This window comes from Paenibacillus mesophilus, from assembly GCF_005938385.1.
GTDB classification, from domain to species: Bacteria; Bacillota; Bacilli; order Paenibacillales; family NBRC-103111; genus Paenibacillus_AB; species Paenibacillus_AB mesophilus.
The window spans coordinates 483,188-501,027 of the sequence record NZ_VCRA01000005.1; the positions used below are offsets into that span (position 1 = coordinate 483,188).

Genomic DNA, 17,840 nt, shown 5'->3' on the forward strand with positions numbered 1-17,840 from the left:
GAAAACGGTTCCTCCTTCCGAGGGGGGCGGCAATCGAATTTATTGTAAAATCAGCTTCTGTCCTTCCTTCAGCCCTTTCACGATTTCAACGCCGTCCACGGTCTCGAGCCCCTTCTCGACATCGATTTCCTTGATGCTGTCGCCTTCCAGCACCTTCACGTAGTTTCGGCCTAAATATTGGGCCAGCGCCCTTGCAGGGACAATCAGCACATTATCTTTCTTACGCGTCACGATATTGATGTCGGCCGTCGAGCCGAGCGTCATATCCGGGGTAGGATTCTGGACATCGATAAATAGTGTTTTCGCATACCGGTCCGCAAGCTGCTTGTTGTCGGTCGGAGGCGTATTCGAAGGAGACTGGACGACTTTGCCGACCAACTTTTTCCCTTTTACAGTTACATCTACCGGAACGCCAACCTGAACTTCCAGCATATCGCTCGTATTCCCCGACGTATAAGCAAGCCGGATCGAGTTCGGGTCGGAGATGATGACGTACGTTTTGTTCGCCTGCACCGTATCGCCCGGCTTAGCCGGATCGACAAATGTGATACGGCCGTCCATTTGCGCCCGCATCGTTTTGCCTTCGACCGCCTTGCGGGCGTCGCTCAGTCTCAATTGGGCGATTTCCAGCTCCATGAGCCGAATTTTCATTTTGTTCTCATCCTGGGTCAGCTTCGCTTGATCCAGATTGTACTTCGATTGCTCGTAATCGCGTTCCCTCTCCTTCAGCACGATGGCCGAGTCGCCGGCGTCGAGAGTGATCAACGGGTCCCCTTTTTTGACCATTGTATCTTTGATGATCAGAACCTCCTGAATTTTACCCGAAGTGCCCGTAAATTCATGATTTTTCACATTGGTCGATTCGACAGTCGCGACGCCTTTAATGGCTTTCGTAACCGATCCGGTTTTGACGTCGGCAATCTGGTAATTTTCCTTGACGGGCTTGACGAGCGGCGGCTTAAGCGGTTCGTCCTCCTTCGGGATCAGGGAGCAGCCGGAACAGGCGGCGATGATGAGTGCGGCGATACACGCGCGGCTTGTAAACGTTTTACCCTTGGTCGACAATTTGCCCATCCTCCAATGCGTAGACTTGGTCGACGATTTCCATGATCGCCGGATCGTGTGTCGTGATGACGATCGTCATCCCTTCCTGCTGGACCAAATCTTTGAAAATTTTAATAATTTGCAGCCCCATTTTACTGTCCAATTCGGCAGTAGGCTCGTCGGCCAGCAGCAGCTTCGGGCGGTGGGCTATCGCTCTCGCAATGGCGGTACGCTGCTGCTCGCCTCCCGACATTTCGAACGGTCTGTGATTCATCCGGGCTTTCAGCCCCACATTGTCGAGCGCCCGTTCGGCTAGCTCGCGGTGACGTTTCGTCGGAATACCCGCGATCCGCAAGCCGAACTCGACATTCTCGTAAGCCGACATGAGCGGCATTAGTGCAAACGATTGAAAAATAAAGCCCATTTGGGTGCGCCGCAGTTGATTTCGGGTTTTCTCCCCCAGCGTCGTGATCTCTTGCCCGCAAAAATAGATCGCTCCTTCAGTCGGAACGTCCAACGCGCCGAGCATATTGATCAGCGTCGTTTTCCCGGAGCCGGAGCGTCCTTTTAGCGCAACTAAACGACCGTAAGGAATCGATAAATTCGCGCCCTTCAATGCATGAACAGCAGCGGATCCCCGGCCGAACACGCGCTTGATTCCGACCGCCTTCAGGATCGGATCGCTGTCTCGAGTCGGATCGTACAGTGCCAGATCCGTTTTGCGAATCGTCTCCATGTTTTCACCCCATTTTTTACATAAGCGTCGATGCTATTACTGTAATCGGTTTCAAGCGAACAAAAAAGATATGTTTTGTTAGAAAAGGGGGGAATTTGTTCGATGACCGTTTCAAAACGCGTCTGTGATGAATCGCCCTAAGACCGCATACGCTAGCACAAAGGAGGTATGCCGTTATGCTCCCGCACAAGCCGATCGATAGGTATGGTTGTCCGTCGCATGCCCACTACGCCCGGGTCCGATCCTCCTCCGAGCTTGGACATTCGCACGTAATAGATTTTTTTACGTACCCGGTCAACGGCTCCGGTTCGGATGGTCATCATCATGATTTCCAGGGGGTTACGCGGGTAGCTGCCTATGACGGGCAAATCCATTTCCACCGGTTCTACGGTATTACCGGACCGGCAATCGCTCTTCCGGACGGCTCCCACTACCATCACATTAACGGAGAGGTAAACGACGAGCCCTTCCTGTTTGAAGGAGGAAGCTACAAAACCGTCCTTACCATCCCGCGGCATACGCATCTTTACTCCGGCGCTACAAGCACGGGGCTTGGCTATGAGCCTGCCGGCTGGTGAAAAAGGAAGACGCCTTTTTGGCCTATATTGTCCGGCAAGGCGTCTTCCCTATAGTGTTTATACCAGCTCGAAATTTTGATCGAATCTTGCTTTCGGATCTTCAAATACTACTTCGTCAGGCTCGAAATAGTCCGGATCATAATCCGCGTATTCCTCCTGGAAGTCATGCTTGCCTTCACAAATATCTTGGTATCCCCAAACTCCGCCGCAATCTTCGGGCGGGCACGCTCTCTTGCCTTTCATACAGACCGGGTACGACCGATCCGCTTCTCTCGGACTTATGGCTTCAAGTACGACGGTATGCTCCCAGCCATCGCCGAAATCGTAAACATACGTCGCCTTCGTATTTTCCATGTTGAAATACTTGGCTATTTTATGGCTCCATCCTTGAAGAACTCGGCTGCCGTAATCATCCTCTTCGCTTGGAATCCCTATGTTTACGAGCTTCCCAGTTTTCGGATTTACGACGTTGAACTCATGGAGATGACTATCCATCCAGCCCATCGAGTCTTGTATTGCTACATGCAAGTCATAAAAGGTGTAAGTTTCCGGGACTTGTATCCTTCTCCAGACAGGCGGTTTCGTGCCTTTTAATGTAATTTTGAATTGATAAACGCTTTTTTCCTTTTTCATCCAAGACCTACCTCCTCACTATCAATTTTCCCGTTCCTTATGATTCTCCGATTATTTTGTAATACTCATACGTTTTATAGGTTGTTTTCGTTTTTAAGCCGGTACGCCCCGGGGATAGTCCTCCATTCGAGCATAAAGCACTTTCAATAAACTGCTTGGTCAGATCAATCACAACATCGCTTTGCAAAGCTTCTTCCACGTTCCAATATTTGCACGCGGCTATTTCCCGGTCATCCTTCCTTATATCGCCTGATCGATACTCCATTTCGAAAACGATATAGATTCCGGCTTCCGTACCGTCTGAAGATTCTCTTACCCCGGATCGAATACCGACGATTCGTTTTACGGTTACGTCCAACCCTGTTTCTTCCATAAACTCGCGGATTCCCGCTTGTTCTATACTTTCCCCTGGTTCTACGAATCCACCTGGCAGCATCCATAGTCCTTTATTGGCGCCGTAATTGACTTGAACCAACAGAACGTTACCAGATTGAAGCAATACTCCTCCCGCCCCGGCGGATAACGGCTTGTTCATCCCGACCACTCCTGTTCCATTTCTTTCTAATGTACAGGAAAAGCGTTTATTAGAGAAATATATAACACTTATCAGATGAATAGGAGCTACCTATCACTTATTCCATTTCAACTTATTTATCTCTTCCTTCAGCTCGAAGCACTGCTCCAAATCGATCTCGTAAACGTTCGCTAATGCTGCAACGTAGTATAAAACATCGTATAGTTCTTCTTCTATAGTTCCTTTTATCGCATTTTCCGTCATTCTCTTATTTTTTCTTATTACTTCCGATAGCTCCCCCACTTCTTCTACCAGTTTTAGAAAATAATCGTGTTTACGTTCGGGACTGTAATCGGACCTTTTAATATATTCTTGAAATTTCTTCAGAGTCCATCCATCATCGTGCATCTGTATGTCTCTACCTCTATTCTCCGGCTATTCCTGCCACAATTTTGATTCTATGTCTGTCCTTCCGCGACAGCTTTATACCTTCTGCAGTATCTATTATCCATACCTTCTTTCCTACCCATATTCTAATATACATTGATCGAACGGTTATTGGAAATTGGGCCCCCTTCACTTCGTACTCTGTTCCGTCGTCATGCTCGTATTCCGTTCTTACGAACCAGCTGTTCCCGATTCCGATTTCTATATACTTTTTCATTGAACGCCCCTTCGGTTCAATTCATCGTCTTCAAATCATAGCGGATCAACGATACTTTGTTTCCCTGAAGCCAAAACTCCAGCGTTACTTGTTTGTTCTTATCGATATAGCCGATAATATCGGCCCCCTGCTCGCTTCGCTTGTAGCAGTTTTTGCCGTACCGCGCTTTTACGTCCCGGGTACTGTCACCGATCGATATTCCTTTACCCGTCTTTTGTTTTCCTTTCCCGTCTATGCTGATCCGGACAATATCATGATTTGTTTTTAGTGCGGCAGCCTCGATTCCGCTATCGAATTCATAGTAAACGTATTGATCGGTTTCCTTCGTCGCTTTGGCTTGTCCGTGAACCGGAGCCGCTTCACTCAAGTTCGTTCGCAATCGAATGCCGTCTATCTCTTCATAAGAGATCGGCGTGCTCCGGGTAATATAATAATGGAGCGATCTCGGACCGATGTCGAATCTGATGCACAGTATGAACAGCAAAGATAAGATCACCACAATCGCTCCAATGGACCAGGAAATTCGAGTCCTCATTATGTCTCCTTTCCTATTAGCATTTATGATTCTTGGGGCTTCCATAGCCGTTCTACTTTCCGTAAACGTTCTTCTTCGAATTCAAGCTTATATACATCCGGCTTCGTCGTTTGTTTCCAGAAGCCGTATCCGTAGTCGCGATCCAGCCCGTTCATGATGATCGTCATAATATTTCCGTGAGTCCCTATTACGACGTTTCTTCCTTTATGTTCCGACAATAGGCTTTGTATAATGGGCATCGCTCTTTCCCGGGCCATTCTGGTCGATTCGCCTTCGGTCAGACAGTAGTCCGCATCGGTGAAAGACTTCTCGATGGCCTGCTGCACCATCTCCTCGGGAATGTCGTAAGCCAAGCTTGCGATTGGTCTTTCTCTAAGCTCCTCATAAACCGCAATTTTCTTGTTTAGATGATCGGCCAGTCCCTGTATCGTCTCAACCGCTCTGGCATAAGGACTCGAAACCAGTACGTCTATTCCTTCCTCCGCCAATAAGTCCGTTACTTTGGCGGCATCCCGCTTCCCTTGCTCCGTTAATCCCCTCGCTCTTTCTTGATCCACGGAAGGGACGAACAGCGATTTTGCATGTCGGACAAAGTAAATGTATGTTTTCATCGAAGCCTCCTTGAATAACGTTCATTTAGGATCCGCTTTAGAATAAGCCCAGTACGTCCTTCGTGACCTCGTCAATTCCTTTCGCCCCATCCACCTTTCTCAGTATCCCTTCATCCCCATAAAATTGTACGAGTTTATGAGTGAGTTCCTTATTTATTTTTAACCTTTCTTTGACCGTTTCTTCGCGATCATCTTCCCGCTGGATGATCTCTCCATTGCAACAATCACAAGCATTGTCATTTGCCGGCGGGTTATAGATTAGATGGAAAGTTGTGCCGCAGCCGACACATACTCTTCTGCCGGTCAGCCGTTCCAGCAGCAGATTCTCATCGACTTCGACATACACTACATGGCGTATTTGCTTGGAGCCGCTATCCAAATAATTCCTCAGCGCTCGAGCTTGATTCAAGTTTCTTGGAAATCCGTCCAGTAAAAAACCGCGGGCGCAGTCTACTTCGCCTATTCTGCTGAAGGCAAGTCCGATCGTTACCTCATCCGGTATGAGTTCTCCCTTATCCATAAATTCCTTTGCTCTAAGTCCTAGTTCCGTTTTGGCCTGATAAGCTTGCCGAAATAAGTCGCCCGTAGAGATATGAGGTATCGACAAATGATTGACGATAATTTTGGCTTGCGTCCCCTTACCTGCTCCGGGTAAACCTAGCAGTACGATATTCATGAAAAACCTCCTTTTGTACGTAAACCTCGGATTCCATTATAATCCATTTCTAGTCCCTTGTGTTAACCCTCTCTCATTTCCAAAGCCTTGTTACTTCTATCAGCATATCGTTCCGGTCAAACTTCAATTTATATATGTCCGGCATCGTCGTACTTCTCCAGAAATCGTAGCCATACTTCTCGTCGTAACGATTCATCATCAGCGTCATAATATCCCCGTGCGTTCCGATTCCTATTTTTTTCCCGCTATATTGCTGAAGCAGTCTTGCAACGACCCCGCCGGCCCGGTTTTGAGCTTCACGGCTAGACTCCCCTCCCGGAAAGGAGAAATCGGGCTCTTCGAATACTTTTCTTTTCGCTTCCATAAACCGGTCTTTGCCGACGTCTGCTCCCGATAATTGCCGTTCACGCAAATCTTCCTCGATCAGAATGGATTGTCCGGCTGCATCCGCCAACTCCTGGATCGTATGTACCGCTCTTCGATAAGGACTGGAAACGAATACATCGATTTGCTCGCCCAGTAACAATTCCCGTATCGCCGCCGCATCCTTCATGCCTTTGTCCGTTAGTCCCCGCTCCCGCTCGTTCCCTTCGATATAAACCGATTCCGCATGCCTTATGAAATATATGCAAGTGTTCATCGCTTGCTTCCACATTCCCTTCTTAGATTGCACCGGACTCAATATGCTAAGCGCCGGCTATCGCCTGTCGTATTCTCATAATTTCAGCATGCTCGGTCAATTCCGCCAGGTCCGTCCATTTCAGCTGCTTTAATTGCTGGCTATGCTCGTCCAGCTCCGGGTCTCTCCCCAGTCTGGCCGTACCCTCTATCACTTCGCCCAAGAAACAATAGTACATCCCATTTATTTTCTCGTTATGCATCTCCAACAGCAGTCTGACTATTTCAATTCTTAATCCCGTCTCTTCTTGAACTTCCCTTATCGCCGCCTCCGCTGGCGTCTCCCCTTCTTCTATACATCGTCTCGCCTTTATACTCCTGTTGCACCATTAAAATCCGATTTTCCCGAATCATTGCGACACAGCTCCGGGTTCCCATCTTATCACTCGCCTTTGCACATTCTCATTACCGTATTAACCAAATATTTGTTTACCGAATATCGTATGCTCTGCCGATGCAATCTCGCCGTTTTCTCCCAGATCCAGAATGACTGCGTGCAGGTCGGCTCCTCTCCCGGGATTGATGCAAATCGTCTTTCCAATCGTATCGAACCATCCGTTCGTTACGTAGGGAGACTCATGAATATGTCCATGCAAAGTGAGCGTGGGTTGTATTTGTTCGATTCTCTTTCTGATCGCCTTGCTGCCTACATGGTTACCGCCATGGATTGCGTCAAGCTTTGTATCGAAGGGTGGAGCGTGCATCACCCATATTCCTTGATCGTTCAGCTGATCGAGATCGTCCTCTATGCTGGGCTGCCGGTTTAAATAAGCCGGGTCTTCCTCAACCAGAACGCCATTGATATCCGAAGTATAGATCGGTTTGTCCGTTACAAATTTCTCATGCTTCATATCTCTTCGTTCGAAGTCTTTCCGTGGAAAAGGACTCGGATTGGAGTATGAATATCCGATAATTTTCCATCGATTACATTCAAGCGGGTTCAAGCCCAGCAACGAAATTTGCCGCTTCTTTGCCAATGCCTCATAATAGGCAGCCGCGCCAAGCCACTCCACATTCCCCGGAATCAATAGGATCGGTATGGAGAGAGATTGAAAATACTCGATCAGAAACCGTTCGATGAAATCGATTTGCTCTTTCATGTCTCGGCTGTACGCTAACAAATCCCCGCCTATCAATAAGGATTCAATTTTGTTTTCATGAATCAAATTCCGGAGTTCGAGATATTGCTTCACATCGCTATGCAAATCGGCAACAAAGGCGGTCTTCATTCCAATTTCCCTATCCTCTCTTACTCATGAATGCTTTGTACTGTTCTAAAACTTTTAATGTCTTGCCATCCCACTTATCCGCCTCTTGCTCCGATACCCACGCAATATCAAGCAATTTGTCTTCCAACTTCATCGTCCCCGATATGATGGCAGCCGTGAAAGAATATTTCGTCGGAGTCGCATAAACGAGCTGTTGAATGGCTACGCGATAACCCGTCTCTTCTTCGATTTCTCTGATGCACGCTTCCTCGGGCGACTCGCCCTCCTCGATATGCCCTCCGGGAAAGTTCCAAAAAATTCGCCCATGTTTTTGTTGCTTCACCATTAAGAACCGGTTGTCTTGAACGATTAATCCTTGAGCTGTCATGGTTTCACTCCTACTTCCTTTCTTGAAAAGCTCTTAAAAAGGCATAGTCTCTCTTTTGTATAAATCTTCCTACGTAATTCGTCGGGACATCATCCCGAACCAGTTCAATCGCTTCTTCCAATTCAACCCATTTCAATTCAAATCCATCTTGTTGCTCTTCTTCCGTAAAAGACGGACCTTCTTTGGTTCGCTCCATACTTGCAAAGAAACAATAGGATATTTGCAATAACTCGAACCGATCCCTATACTCGATGATGAGCCCTACTTCTCCGTTTACCTTTATCTCGACGCCTACCTCTTCCATGATTTCGCGACTCAGTGCGTCGGCGATGCTCTCCCCCCGTTCGATTCCGCCACCCGGCAGTTTATGATAATTTTGCTTCGAAACATACAGCAGAGCTATTTGTTTCAAAGCGTTCACGACTATCGCTCTCGAAGCTTTCCTAACCCGATAGTTGTTCTCTGTCTGCGGCATTTCATATCCGATATCCTCTTCCGCAATTTCAGCCAGCAGCTTCATTCGTTTCTCCTTTTGCCACTAAATTTTATTTTTTCCAGTACTCGTACAAAATGAACCCGGAAAACTTAAAGTAAAGCCCTTGTTGCAGCAGCTCCATGTATTTCTTATCGATTTCGATTCCAAACGTATTCCCCGGGCCTTCTCCTGTTCCATAATTCATCGTGAATTGCTGCAGGGGCAATCGGTTTTTGTCCAACAACTGCCACTCATCGATCGGATCATAAGAAGATGACGTGTTATTGTCTTTGATGTCCCAAATGTATAGAAAAGATCCTAAAAATATTTTCATATGGGGCACAGCTTTCAAGCCGATATAAATCGACTTATCTCTTGATATAATCCGGTCCAAAATAATATCCGTATTGTGCAGACTGCCAAGCTGTATGTGATATTCAACTTCTTCGGAAGTTTTAGGCAGCCAGTCGGGGTCTAAGTAAAACTCGAACGGAACCGATTGTTGTCGTTGGTATAGCTCATATCCATTCCTCTGAACGACTCGATCGAGAATGCTCTCTTGGCTGTAATAGGATATATACGCGTATACCGTAAGCGCGCATAGGAGCAGGAGCGGCACCATGTAACGAGATCGTTTCACCAACGCATCGCCACCTCCGTTTTTCTCGCTGATGGGTCGGTCAGCCATCGCCGAGATACATGCCGGGAATAATAAATCGTTTTACATGGAGATTGTTGATTTGAAGATCCTTTATCGCTCTCTCTTTGTACTCTTCCATAATCTCAATGAAGATTTTACCGATTATTGTGCAATCGCCTAAAGCATCATGTCGCTTAACATCGCCAATATCAATAGCATAATATCGGATCAAAAAGTCCGTCGAGATTACGTCTGGGATATCCGGATGCAAATAAGTAAACAGCGCCTTTGTATCCAGTATAGGATTTGGCAGCATTGGCAATTGATGTTCTCTGCAGTACTTCTCCAACAGCGGAACATCGTACTCGTATCCGGCTTGAGTAACCAGAACGGTATCTCTAGTAAATAAAATAAAATTCTCGTACACTTCCGGAAAAGTAGGGGTGTTCCACATATCTTGATTCGTTATGCCCGTCAGCTCTTCAATCGCGGGCGGGATTGGTTTGGGAGATCGCACTAACGAATTGAAGGCACAGGTTGTATGTATGCTGCTGTCCTCCACGAGAACTGCGCCAATTTGCGTAATGCATTCCGTTTCAAAATGAATCCCGGTTCCTTCAAAATCAAATACGCAAAATTTATGATCGTGCAAGTTACTTAATTGGACGTCGCTTACCCTATATTCGTCCTTTGATAAATATGAAATTTGCATGAAAAGTCTCCTTCTGACTATTTCCGCTTCTACTGACTCGATATAAAATGCACGACTCCAACGGTTGCCAAAAAAATCAGCAAAAATACAGCAATTAGAACGAGCGGATTTTTACTAGTCGATATATTCCGATTGACCCTTGTTATTTCCATAAGCAGCACTTCGTTGGTTTCAAGATCGCGCAAGTGCAAAGTACCATTATGAATTTCCATTGCCAGATTTCGATTATAGATAAGACGTTCTATCTCCTGCTTTGTCTCTAGTAATTTAGTCATCCTATTCCTCCGTGATTGAGATCATCTTTCCACAATCTGTTTCAAGTGATGCCGAGCATGTGCGATGTCATGTTCCAGCACCTGCTCTATACTTTATCGGTATTACTAATTTAAGACCCGACCATGTCTCGTCTATAGCACACACCTTAACATCAACCAACCGGTTATCCAATACGATCTGTCTGATAACATCCTCATTCAAATCCGTTTGGATCTTCGAAGATTTCTTCGGCCAAGAAACCCAAAGCATCCCCGTTTGCTTCATTCTTTTCTTCATGTCTATGTATTGTTCATATTCCGACTTGGACTTGGCGAAAATATGTATAAAGTCTATCTGATCGTCATTCTGCCCCGCTTTGTCAATCGCCGGCGGCAAGCTGCCCAGCCGTCACTCATACCATCATCTCCTTCATGGCAATTTACCTTCCTTACTGCAATGAATCAAAGAACTGCATATATTTTTTATCCTTTTTGTAGTAGTCCATTCGGTCCTTTAGCCTCCCGGTATGCAGTTCAAACTTATGCCCGTCGGGATCGACAAAATAAATGGATTTCTTGTCCTTCTCATCTCTTTCTCTTCCGGGCAGTAGTCGTACATGCAGCCTTTCCAATTTTGATTTCCATTTGTCGAAATCTTCCTCTTCAATGGTAAAAGCCAAATGGGTGTAGGAGTATTGGATTTCATTACGCGGTATGTCACACTCTTCATTCAAGGCGATCCATATTCCGTACAAGTCGAAGTAAGCCAGCTTCCTGCCTTTCACTAGCAGCGTCGCATCGAAAACTTGCTCATAGAAACGGATGGACTGCTCCAAGTTAGATACTGAGAAACAAATATGGTTAAGCTCTTGAATTTGCATCATTGTTGTTCCTTTATGTAGGATGAATATCGGTTCTGTTATCTCTTCCTTGCTATAAGATGGCTAAATATCGCTATGTCCTTATACGGATGCAGCTTCCCCAATTCCATTTCCAGTTTAATGATCTGGTTATTCCATGTATCGTCCATCTTTACTTCATTGTCGGTAATATAGCCGTATAGATTATGGATGCCATAGGTCCCGATCACTTCATAGCCATATTGTTCAAGCCAAGCTTCCAATTGATCACGCGTATAAATGGTAATATCGGTCTGAATAATGCCGCTATATTCTTGAGTGCTCCCGATGCTTGCCAAAGCTTCTTCCGGGTTTTTATTCACGATCGCCTTCTTCATCACTTTTGCAGTAGGGTTATGAGCGATGATGGAGAGATGTCCCCCTGCGCCCTGGCAGGCACTGATCTTCTCGATAAATTCTACGGGATTCTCCACATATTCAAGCACGTTATGGCAGAAAATCCAGTCATATCGTTCTACTAAATGAAGTGCCGACTGAAATGCTGCGGCAGCAAAACGAACGGATAAACCTTCACGATCTGCCGATTCCTTTGCTATTTCAATTATTTCCGGAGTCGGATCGATTCCGGTTACCTCGTTTCCCCTTCCGGCATATTCCAAACTGGATAGGCCGAATCCGCAGCCAATGTCCAATATGGATTGACTCGACGCACTCAGATGTTCATCGATCTGATTCCATGCCGACAAATAAAACAGCTTCCCCCACGGCATCTTGGTATAGTTCAAGTAGGGGTCGATCGATTTTGAAAAAGCTTCGGCTTTCGATTTCATTTGGCTTGGTCCTTTCAGCTTGCTCCGCTCATTCTATTTACGAGATGCACACAACCGATGTGTTCTTACTTCTTATACTCAAGCACAAGCATCAAATTACCTGTAGGGTCTTTAAATTTCATGCCTGTTGCAAATCCTTCATTGCTATACCACAATATATCGACGTCATTGTGTTCCAACTCTTTTTTCAGATGCTCTATATCCTCCGTAACCATTACAAAAGCAGCCATTTCCTCTCCATTTCTAGTAAAATTAATCGTAGAATGGTCTCCGGTTCTCCATAAATTAATGTGGTTCCCCGATTCTAGAGCAAGAAAGGCAAGATCTTTGTTCTCTCTCCCGACTTCCTTGAATCCTAGAACATTCTGATACCAATTAACCGATTCTTCCAGATCTTTTACCGGAATTTGGATGTTCTCGATTTGCTTGATCTTCTGAATCATCATCTATCCTCCCGCCTTTTGTTATACTCCTGCTATCTATTATTTCGATTTCCACACCTTAAGCTTATTCTGATCGAGGTCATATAGATCGAATTCTTCAAACCATCCGTGTTCAACGATGTCTTCGACTATTATTCCTTTTTCCTTAAGCTGGTTATACAGACTATGAATGTCGGTTGTCCTGAAACAAAAGACAGGCATTTTATAATAATCCTCTCCCGTCTTCCAATCCTTGGTCGTAAATAGCAATCGTTGTTGTTCCAATGTCTCCAGGAAAAAGAGCTCCGTATTCCCGATCTTTAAATGATCGCCCTCCACTTCCAGATCGAATTGCTCGATATACCATTTCATGGATTGCTCGCGATTATGAACCGGAATATAGATACTATCCACACTAGTGAGTTTAGGTTCTGTTCCCATCTAATTTCTCCTTTTTTCGTTTACTGTTTCTTCAGCGCCCGTCACGTTCCCGCATGTACTACGCTTTATCATTTTTCAAAAAGAATCCGACAAGGACAAGAATCACCCCAAACAATCCGATGAAAAACTCGTTTCCGTATAGCTTGATTCCTGGCTCTCCTTGAATGTAAATACAAACTAACAGTGCAGCTATGCCAAGCAGCATGAATTTAATCGCCCTGATATTCATAGTTTTACCTCCTACACAGCCTTTCGTTCATTGGATCTTGTACTCTTTCTTCAAAACAGCGAAAATAACGGCATCGACAAACCGGTTTTTCTCAAAAAAACATTCCTTTAACAGCCCTTCTTCTTTTAGTCCCGTTTTCTCGAGCAGTTTCCTTGAACTTATATTCTCCGGATCGATGAACGCTTCAATCCGGTTAAAGCTCAGCTCTTTAAACCCGAATCGGACTATTTCCCCAATCGCCTCAGTCATAATCCCTTTACGCCAATATTCCGGAGTTAATTCATAACCGATCTCGGCTTTATAATGCTCCTTCATCCAATTATGAAATCCGCACGTGCCGATGACGCGGTCCTCCGTCTTCAAGGTAATTCCCCAGCGTATGCCTTCCCCTTTCTCCCATCTTTGATTCCAGCTCCGGATCAAGCTTTCCGCCTGCCCGATTTCCTTGAAGCTATCCAGATCGTAATATTCCGTTACTTCGTCCAATGAGAAGTATTGAAACAGGTGTTGTGCATCCTCCTCTCTCAATTGTCTTAACAGCAATCTTTCGGTTTCTAGTTCCGGAAACGGTCTCATCTGCTATATCCCTTCCAATCGGTTATTCGGCTTACGGCCTTCAAATAAAGAAAACATCAAGTCACGGGAACCCGATGTTTTCCACAATCATACAGCGCTTATTAATGAGTATACACCAAGCAGCAGGCATTTTTAACACCAATCCGAAAGAAGTCCTCTTCCTCTGCAAGGAGGGATGATTTTCGGTTAGGCGAAGCCTAACTGAACTGTTTTTTGTCGAGATCCTCATTTTTTCTCTTGTAACATTTTCTATAATTTGGAGGATTAGTTGTGCATATGATATAATGGGAATATACGTTCTCGTCAGGAGGGCTGCATGTGCAAATGACCTTTCAGTTTCGCCTTTATCCGACTCCCGAACAGGAACAAATCATGAATCGAATGCTGGAATTGTGCCGGAAGCTGTACAATAGGGCTAAGGAACAACGCGAGACCGCCTACAAACAGGAAACCAAAACCATTACCTATGCCATGCAGCAGAATGAACTGCCTGCCTTCAAGAAGGAGTTTCCCGAATATAAGAACGTTCATTCGCAGGTACTGCAGGACTGTTTGCAGCGCTTGGATGATGCGTATCAGCAGTTTTTCCGCGGTAAAGCCGGGTACCCTCGCTACAAGTCGGCCGACCGATACGTTTCCTTTACCTACCCGCAACCCGGTGCGGTTGAAAAGACATTTACCAAACCAGGGTATGTCTATCTTTCCAAAATCGGCGTTGTCAAAATGAACGCCCACCGTCCCTTTGACCCTGCGAACGTGACGCAAATCAATGTGAAACGGTATGTGGACAGCTGGATGGTCAATATCGGCATGAAAGTGCCTGATGCGGAAGTGGCGCAAACGGCGGAATCCGCTGTGGGCATTGATGTCGGGCTGAACACGTTTGCGGCGCTGTCCGATGAAACGAAGGTGGACAACCCCCGGTATTTGCGCAAAGCGGAGAAGCGGCTGAAGCGGAAGCAACGACAACTTTCCCGCAAGCAACCCGCTTCCCGCAACCGGAAGAAGGCCAAACTTAAGGTCGCCAAAGCCCACCAAAAAGTCGCGCGGCAGCGAAAAGACTTTTTGCATAAACAATCGTACCGCATCGTTCGCGATCATGATCTGATCGCGGTGGAAGAATTGAAGGTCAGGAACATGGTCCGCAACCGCCGCCTGGCCAAAAGCATTTCGGATGCCGGATGGAGACGATTTATCACGTATCTGTGTTACAAAGCCAAAAGACAAGGGAAGCGATTCGCCCAAGTGCCTGCCCACGGCACATCGCAAACCTGTCTGTGCGGCGCGCCTGTACCGAAAACATTGTCCATCCGGATCCATGAATGCGAGTCATGCGGACTGATTCATGATAGAGACATCGTCTCGGCCAAGATCATCTTGCAGCGGGCCTTGAACATACCAGCTTGATGGAACGAACACCGTAGGGAGGGTTGCCCCCGAACGGGATGCGGAAAGCATTGAACGCTTGTGGAGATCATGTAAGACCTTTCTCCAAGGAAAGGCAGAGATCGTTGAAACAAGAAGCCCTCGCCTCTTCAGGCTGTGGGAGGCATTCACCATAAAATTCCTATATATAAAACAATCATCTTCTTCGGCCATGAATCGGTTTCTCCAGTGTATACAGCTCATCTTCCATTTGAGCCACTTTCTCATTGAGGAGAGCTCTGGCGTCTGCTACCCCTTTATTATAAATATACGGCCCGAGCTCTTTGATCATAAAATCTATAAACTGTTCCGCTCCCAAATCTCCTATCGTTTCCGATCGTTCTTCTTCAAAATAGGCTTTCACGTTTTTAATCATTTCCGCCTTTTCTTCCTTGGGCAGCTTAATGGGTGAGATCATATACATTCTCCTTCTTGTATTAAAATAATTCCGGCTGGGCGACCATTTATCCAGCTCTACCGATCCTGCACACCGAGCAATCGGTACAAATACCTGTACACCTTCCTGTGAATGGATAAACATTTGTCAGGGCCAGGATGAAAAGCAGTGAAAATAAGTGGTATGATAAAAATCTAGTTCTATTCGATTCGCAAACCGAAGGAAGTGAAATCCGTGTGGAAACCGGATCGCCAAAGCAAAAAGCCTCTGTATGAACAAATTGCTGACCATTTGGAACAAAGAATATCATACGGCGAATTCCCTCCGGGCAGCTTGCTGCCTTCCGAAAGAAAAATGGCCGAGCAATTGGGCGTAAACCGGAGCACCGTCATTTTGGCATACGCGGAGCTTCGATCGATAGGCATTATCGAAAGCCGGACCGGCAGCGGGACGCGTGTAAGCAAATCCAAATGGGGGGCTATGCCCAAACATACGCCGAACTGGAGCCGATATGCCGAAGGCGGCAGCTTTTTGCCGAACTTGCCGTTTATGCGTAAAATTCGGGAAGCGCTCACTCAGCACCCTTCTCTGATCGATTTCGCGAGCGGCGAGCTGTCGGCGGATTTGGCTCCAATCGAAGAAATCACCAAGCTGATGAGCGAACATCAATATACGTCCTATCTGGGCTATGACAATCCGCAAGGTTATATTCCGCTCCGACAAGCGCTCGTTTCGTATCTTGACCGATATCGCGGCATCCAAACTACCGAGTCATCCATCTTGATCACGTCCGGGTCGCAGCAATCGTTGTATTTGATTACCCAATGTTTATTGTCCCCGGGAGACGCCGTTGCGATCGAAGATCCTTCCTACTGCTACTCTCTGCCCATGTTTCAATCGGCCGGCCTCCGGTTGTTCCGGCTTCCTGTCGACCGCCATGGAGTTAGTCCCGAGGACATTCGCTCCTTGTACAAAAAACACCGGATCAAGATGGTGTTTATGAACCCGAATTATCAAAATCCTACCGGCTCGCTGCTCGGCGACGAACGGCGCCGACAGCTGCTCGATCTTGCGAGCGAGCTGGGACTCCCTATCGTGGAGGACGATCCTTTCAGCTTGACGGCTTATGAGGAGGCGCCTCCCCCACCGCTCAAGTCCATCGATTCCATCGGTTCCGTCCTGTATATCGGCTCCTTCTCCAAAATCGCCGCCTCCGGCCTGCGAATCGGCTGGATGGTCGCCCCTCATACCATTGTGGAGAGACTCGCGGATGCAAGACAGCAGATGGATTTCGGGCTGAGCGTCATTCCCCAGCAGGTAGCCGCGCAGTTTTTGAAATCGGCTCATTTCGAGCCTCATCTGGACCGATTGCGTATGCAGCTGCAATATAAACGGGACTTGCTGATCGAATCGCTGCAGAAGGAGCTCCCTGACCTCGTCCAGTTCACGATTCCCCAGGGGGGATTGCATTTATGGTGCAAGCTCGTTCCCGAGGTACACTACGGCAAGCTGCTGGAGGAAGCGATCCGAAGAGGGGTTGTTTTCGTGCCGGGCAGCGTGTACGGTTCGGATTCCGGTTTCGTTCGCTTTACTTTTGCAAGACCGAAAGCAGAGGAGATCGCTCCGGGAATCGCCAAGTTTGCCGAAGCGCTGCGGGCGCTGATCGACGAACGCCATGGCCCCGGCGATACCCGTTAAAAGGAAGCCGCCGAGTGCAGACACCTCGGCGGTGGCAGGAGCACTACTTTTTGGGATAAGTGTCCAACATGTAATCGCTTATAAGTTCTATAGTTTTTCTATTCTTTATATAGTCTTTAATGTAATTCTGGATCTTCGGATATAAGATGATCTCATCCAATTCACTTATGTGCACCCATCGTACTCCGGTTTGTATTGCATCGGGCTTATCGGGTAATCTTGGATCGGACTTTTCCTTAAGCGTACACTCAAAGATGATATTTAATGAATGGATCGCAGCGTCGTATTCTCCGGATTGTTTGTGCGGAGCGTACTCATAAACAAAAGCGACCGGTCCGACCTGCACTTTCGCTTGCGTCTCTTCCCATACTTCACGCGCCACTCCTTCTTCCAACGTTTCGCCCGGTTCAGCCCCGCCGCCCGGCAAATTGTAATGGACACCCGCCTCATCCCGATACTCGACCAATAATACATGCTCATCCCGAATAATCAGTGCAGTCGGTCTCACTCGAATATGGTACATTCAACACCTCTTTTTCGGCTTATTCCTGCTATCCGACGATCTGCCGTTAATTTCCATAGTACTCCCGATAGGCAGTATGTTCAATTGAAAGAT

28 protein-coding genes are annotated in these 17,840 nt (G+C 46.7%); 3 read left to right on the forward strand and 25 right to left on the reverse strand.

What is annotated here, in order from left to right:
• Positions 1 to 39: 39 nt before the first annotated feature.
• Positions 40 to 1,065: an efflux RND transporter periplasmic adaptor subunit gene (locus tag FE783_RS12205; protein ID WP_138879620.1), complete on the reverse strand. Its 1,026-nt coding sequence runs from the start codon at positions 1,063 to 1,065 to the stop codon at positions 40 to 42.
• Complete coding sequence (locus FE783_RS12210; protein ID WP_138879621.1) at positions 1,049 to 1,780, reverse strand: ABC transporter ATP-binding protein; 732 nt, start codon at positions 1,778 to 1,780, stop codon at positions 1,049 to 1,051. Before FE783_RS12210 ends, FE783_RS12205 begins: the two co-directional genes overlap by 17 nt.
• 176 nt (positions 1,781 to 1,956) lie before the next feature.
• Between FE783_RS12210 and FE783_RS12215 the strand changes: the two genes are divergently transcribed.
• Positions 1,957 to 2,358, forward strand: a complete 402-nt coding sequence (locus FE783_RS12215) for a YmaF family protein (RefSeq protein WP_138879622.1) — start codon at positions 1,957 to 1,959, stop codon at positions 2,356 to 2,358.
• A gap of 57 nt (positions 2,359 to 2,415) precedes the next feature.
• Here the strand turns inward: FE783_RS12215 and FE783_RS12220 are convergent, their stop codons facing one another.
• From FE783_RS12220 to FE783_RS12315, 21 genes are all read right to left on the reverse strand, one after another.
• Positions 2,416 to 2,991, reverse strand: coding sequence for a plasmid pRiA4b ORF-3 family protein (locus FE783_RS12220; protein ID WP_138879623.1), 576 nt, complete (start codon positions 2,989 to 2,991; stop codon positions 2,416 to 2,418).
• Between the two features lie 37 nt (positions 2,992 to 3,028).
• Complete coding sequence (locus tag FE783_RS12225; protein WP_138879624.1) at positions 3,029 to 3,526, reverse strand: NUDIX domain-containing protein; 498 nt, start codon at positions 3,524 to 3,526, stop codon at positions 3,029 to 3,031.
• Between the two features lie 93 nt (positions 3,527 to 3,619).
• Positions 3,620 to 3,913, reverse strand: a complete 294-nt coding sequence (locus FE783_RS12230; RefSeq protein ID WP_138879625.1) for a MazG nucleotide pyrophosphohydrolase domain-containing protein — start codon at positions 3,911 to 3,913, stop codon at positions 3,620 to 3,622.
• 16 nt (positions 3,914 to 3,929) lie between these two features.
• Positions 3,930 to 4,169, reverse strand: coding sequence for a DUF3977 family protein (locus FE783_RS12235; protein WP_138879626.1), 240 nt, complete (start codon positions 4,167 to 4,169; stop codon positions 3,930 to 3,932).
• Between the two features lie 16 nt (positions 4,170 to 4,185).
• A complete protein-coding gene (locus tag FE783_RS12240; RefSeq protein ID WP_138879627.1) occupies positions 4,186 to 4,704 on the reverse strand; it encodes a hypothetical protein in 519 nt (172 codons plus the stop codon).
• A gap of 23 nt (positions 4,705 to 4,727) precedes the next feature.
• A complete protein-coding gene (locus FE783_RS12245) occupies positions 4,728 to 5,315 on the reverse strand; it encodes a histidine phosphatase family protein (protein WP_138879628.1) in 588 nt (195 codons plus the stop codon).
• Between the two features lie 37 nt (positions 5,316 to 5,352).
• Positions 5,353 to 5,991: an adenylate kinase gene (locus tag FE783_RS12250; protein ID WP_138879629.1), complete on the reverse strand. Its 639-nt coding sequence runs from the start codon at positions 5,989 to 5,991 to the stop codon at positions 5,353 to 5,355.
• A 73-nt stretch (positions 5,992 to 6,064) separates the two neighbouring features.
• On the reverse strand, positions 6,065 to 6,631 hold the full coding sequence (locus FE783_RS12255; protein WP_138879630.1) for a histidine phosphatase family protein: 567 nt from the start codon (positions 6,629 to 6,631) through the stop codon (positions 6,065 to 6,067).
• A 46-nt stretch (positions 6,632 to 6,677) separates the two neighbouring features.
• The gene (locus FE783_RS12260; RefSeq protein ID WP_138879631.1) at positions 6,678 to 6,983 is read right to left on the reverse strand and encodes an NUDIX hydrolase; all 306 of its coding nucleotides are present in this window, start codon (positions 6,981 to 6,983) and stop codon (positions 6,678 to 6,680) included.
• A 99-nt stretch (positions 6,984 to 7,082) separates the two neighbouring features.
• Positions 7,083 to 7,898, reverse strand: a complete 816-nt coding sequence (locus FE783_RS12265; protein WP_138879632.1) for a metallophosphoesterase family protein — start codon at positions 7,896 to 7,898, stop codon at positions 7,083 to 7,085.
• 10 nt (positions 7,899 to 7,908) lie between these two features.
• Positions 7,909 to 8,265 carry an NUDIX hydrolase gene (locus tag FE783_RS12270; protein ID WP_138879633.1) on the reverse strand — a complete coding sequence of 119 codons (357 nt, stop codon included), beginning with the start codon at positions 8,263 to 8,265 and terminating at the stop codon, positions 7,909 to 7,911.
• A 10-nt stretch (positions 8,266 to 8,275) separates the two neighbouring features.
• Positions 8,276 to 8,785: an NUDIX hydrolase gene (locus FE783_RS12275; RefSeq protein WP_138879634.1), complete on the reverse strand. Its 510-nt coding sequence runs from the start codon at positions 8,783 to 8,785 to the stop codon at positions 8,276 to 8,278.
• Between the two features lie 25 nt (positions 8,786 to 8,810).
• Positions 8,811 to 9,380 (reverse strand): hypothetical protein, encoded by a 570-nt coding sequence (locus FE783_RS12280; RefSeq protein WP_138879635.1) that lies wholly within the window; start codon positions 9,378 to 9,380, stop codon positions 8,811 to 8,813.
• Between the two features lie 40 nt (positions 9,381 to 9,420).
• Positions 9,421 to 10,092, reverse strand: a complete 672-nt coding sequence (locus FE783_RS12285) for a 3'-5' exonuclease (protein ID WP_138879636.1) — start codon at positions 10,090 to 10,092, stop codon at positions 9,421 to 9,423.
• 29 nt (positions 10,093 to 10,121) lie between these two features.
• Positions 10,122 to 10,367, reverse strand: coding sequence for a hypothetical protein (locus tag FE783_RS12290; protein WP_138879637.1), 246 nt, complete (start codon positions 10,365 to 10,367; stop codon positions 10,122 to 10,124).
• 428 nt (positions 10,368 to 10,795) lie between these two features.
• Positions 10,796 to 11,227 (reverse strand): metallothiol transferase FosB, encoded by a 432-nt coding sequence (gene fosB, locus FE783_RS12295; protein ID WP_138879689.1) that lies wholly within the window; start codon positions 11,225 to 11,227, stop codon positions 10,796 to 10,798.
• A gap of 38 nt (positions 11,228 to 11,265) precedes the next feature.
• The gene (locus FE783_RS12300) at positions 11,266 to 12,036 is read right to left on the reverse strand and encodes a methyltransferase domain-containing protein (RefSeq protein ID WP_138879638.1); all 771 of its coding nucleotides are present in this window, start codon (positions 12,034 to 12,036) and stop codon (positions 11,266 to 11,268) included.
• Positions 12,037 to 12,101: 65 nt separating this feature from the next.
• Positions 12,102 to 12,482: a VOC family protein gene (locus FE783_RS12305; RefSeq protein ID WP_138879639.1), complete on the reverse strand. Its 381-nt coding sequence runs from the start codon at positions 12,480 to 12,482 to the stop codon at positions 12,102 to 12,104.
• Between the two features lie 36 nt (positions 12,483 to 12,518).
• On the reverse strand, positions 12,519 to 12,899 hold the full coding sequence (locus FE783_RS12310; protein WP_138879640.1) for a VOC family protein: 381 nt from the start codon (positions 12,897 to 12,899) through the stop codon (positions 12,519 to 12,521).
• A 58-nt stretch (positions 12,900 to 12,957) separates the two neighbouring features.
• The gene (locus FE783_RS37495; RefSeq protein WP_158301761.1) at positions 12,958 to 13,128 is read right to left on the reverse strand and encodes a hypothetical protein; all 171 of its coding nucleotides are present in this window, start codon (positions 13,126 to 13,128) and stop codon (positions 12,958 to 12,960) included.
• Between the two features lie 27 nt (positions 13,129 to 13,155).
• Positions 13,156 to 13,704 carry a GNAT family N-acetyltransferase gene (locus FE783_RS12315; RefSeq protein WP_138879641.1) on the reverse strand — a complete coding sequence of 183 codons (549 nt, stop codon included), beginning with the start codon at positions 13,702 to 13,704 and terminating at the stop codon, positions 13,156 to 13,158.
• Positions 13,705 to 14,028: 324 nt separating this feature from the next.
• On the opposite strand from FE783_RS12315, the gene FE783_RS12320 reads away from it, so the two are divergent.
• Positions 14,029 to 15,111, forward strand: a complete 1,083-nt coding sequence (locus FE783_RS12320; RefSeq protein ID WP_238403020.1) for an RNA-guided endonuclease InsQ/TnpB family protein — start codon at positions 14,029 to 14,031, stop codon at positions 15,109 to 15,111.
• A 175-nt stretch (positions 15,112 to 15,286) separates the two neighbouring features.
• Here FE783_RS12320 and FE783_RS12325 read toward each other — a convergent pair whose 3' ends face one another.
• Positions 15,287 to 15,547 carry a DUF2164 domain-containing protein gene (locus FE783_RS12325; RefSeq protein ID WP_138879643.1) on the reverse strand — a complete coding sequence of 87 codons (261 nt, stop codon included), beginning with the start codon at positions 15,545 to 15,547 and terminating at the stop codon, positions 15,287 to 15,289.
• Between the two features lie 213 nt (positions 15,548 to 15,760).
• On the opposite strand from FE783_RS12325, the gene pdxR reads away from it, so the two are divergent.
• A complete protein-coding gene (gene pdxR, locus FE783_RS12330) occupies positions 15,761 to 17,224 on the forward strand; it encodes a MocR-like pyridoxine biosynthesis transcription factor PdxR (RefSeq protein WP_138879644.1) in 1,464 nt (487 codons plus the stop codon).
• Between the two features lie 43 nt (positions 17,225 to 17,267).
• On the opposite strand, the gene FE783_RS12335 is transcribed toward pdxR, so the two are convergent.
• Positions 17,268 to 17,747, reverse strand: coding sequence for an NUDIX domain-containing protein (locus tag FE783_RS12335; protein ID WP_138879645.1), 480 nt, complete (start codon positions 17,745 to 17,747; stop codon positions 17,268 to 17,270).
• Between the last annotated feature and the right edge of the window lie 93 nt (positions 17,748 to 17,840).

Bases quoted from the DNA above. Each gene is read 5' to 3' on its own strand.
- FE783_RS12210 (WP_138879621.1), bottom strand. From the start codon at position 1,780: ATGGAGACGATTCGCAAAACGGATCTGGCACTGTACGATCCGACTCGA.
- FE783_RS12215 (WP_138879622.1), top strand. From the start codon at position 1,957: ATGCTCCCGCACAAGCCGATCGATAGGTATGGTTGTCCGTCGCATGCC.
- FE783_RS12220 (WP_138879623.1), bottom strand. From the start codon at position 2,991: ATGAAAAAGGAAAAAAGCGTTTATCAATTCAAAATTACATTAAAAGGC.
- FE783_RS12225 (WP_138879624.1), bottom strand. From the start codon at position 3,526: ATGAACAAGCCGTTATCCGCCGGGGCGGGAGGAGTATTGCTTCAATCT.
- FE783_RS12230 (WP_138879625.1), bottom strand. From the start codon at position 3,913: ATGCACGATGATGGATGGACTCTGAAGAAATTTCAAGAATATATTAAA.
- FE783_RS12235 (WP_138879626.1), bottom strand. From the start codon at position 4,169: ATGAAAAAGTATATAGAAATCGGAATCGGGAACAGCTGGTTCGTAAGA.
- FE783_RS12240 (WP_138879627.1), bottom strand. From the start codon at position 4,704: ATGAGGACTCGAATTTCCTGGTCCATTGGAGCGATTGTGGTGATCTTA.
- FE783_RS12245 (WP_138879628.1), bottom strand. From the start codon at position 5,315: ATGAAAACATACATTTACTTTGTCCGACATGCAAAATCGCTGTTCGTC.
- FE783_RS12250 (WP_138879629.1), bottom strand. From the start codon at position 5,991: ATGAATATCGTACTGCTAGGTTTACCCGGAGCAGGTAAGGGGACGCAA.
- FE783_RS12255 (WP_138879630.1), bottom strand. From the start codon at position 6,631: ATGAACACTTGCATATATTTCATAAGGCATGCGGAATCGGTTTATATC.
- FE783_RS12265 (WP_138879632.1), bottom strand. From the start codon at position 7,898: ATGAAGACCGCCTTTGTTGCCGATTTGCATAGCGATGTGAAGCAATAT.
- FE783_RS12270 (WP_138879633.1), bottom strand. From the start codon at position 8,265: ATGACAGCTCAAGGATTAATCGTTCAAGACAACCGGTTCTTAATGGTG.
- FE783_RS12275 (WP_138879634.1), bottom strand. From the start codon at position 8,785: ATGAAGCTGCTGGCTGAAATTGCGGAAGAGGATATCGGATATGAAATG.
- FE783_RS12285 (WP_138879636.1), bottom strand. From the start codon at position 10,092: ATGCAAATTTCATATTTATCAAAGGACGAATATAGGGTAAGCGACGTC.
- FE783_RS12290 (WP_138879637.1), bottom strand. From the start codon at position 10,367: ATGACTAAATTACTAGAGACAAAGCAGGAGATAGAACGTCTTATCTAT.
- fosB (WP_138879689.1), bottom strand. From the start codon at position 11,227: ATGCAAATTCAAGAGCTTAACCATATTTGTTTCTCAGTATCTAACTTG.
- FE783_RS12300 (WP_138879638.1), bottom strand. From the start codon at position 12,036: ATGAAATCGAAAGCCGAAGCTTTTTCAAAATCGATCGACCCCTACTTG.
- FE783_RS12305 (WP_138879639.1), bottom strand. From the start codon at position 12,482: ATGATGATTCAGAAGATCAAGCAAATCGAGAACATCCAAATTCCGGTA.
- FE783_RS12310 (WP_138879640.1), bottom strand. From the start codon at position 12,899: ATGGGAACAGAACCTAAACTCACTAGTGTGGATAGTATCTATATTCCG.
- FE783_RS37495 (WP_158301761.1), bottom strand. From the start codon at position 13,128: ATGAATATCAGGGCGATTAAATTCATGCTGCTTGGCATAGCTGCACTG.
- FE783_RS12315 (WP_138879641.1), bottom strand. From the start codon at position 13,704: ATGAGACCGTTTCCGGAACTAGAAACCGAAAGATTGCTGTTAAGACAA.
- FE783_RS12320 (WP_238403020.1), top strand. From the start codon at position 14,029: ATGACCTTTCAGTTTCGCCTTTATCCGACTCCCGAACAGGAACAAATC.
- FE783_RS12325 (WP_138879643.1), bottom strand. From the start codon at position 15,547: ATGATCTCACCCATTAAGCTGCCCAAGGAAGAAAAGGCGGAAATGATT.
- FE783_RS12335 (WP_138879645.1), bottom strand. From the start codon at position 17,747: ATGTACCATATTCGAGTGAGACCGACTGCACTGATTATTCGGGATGAG.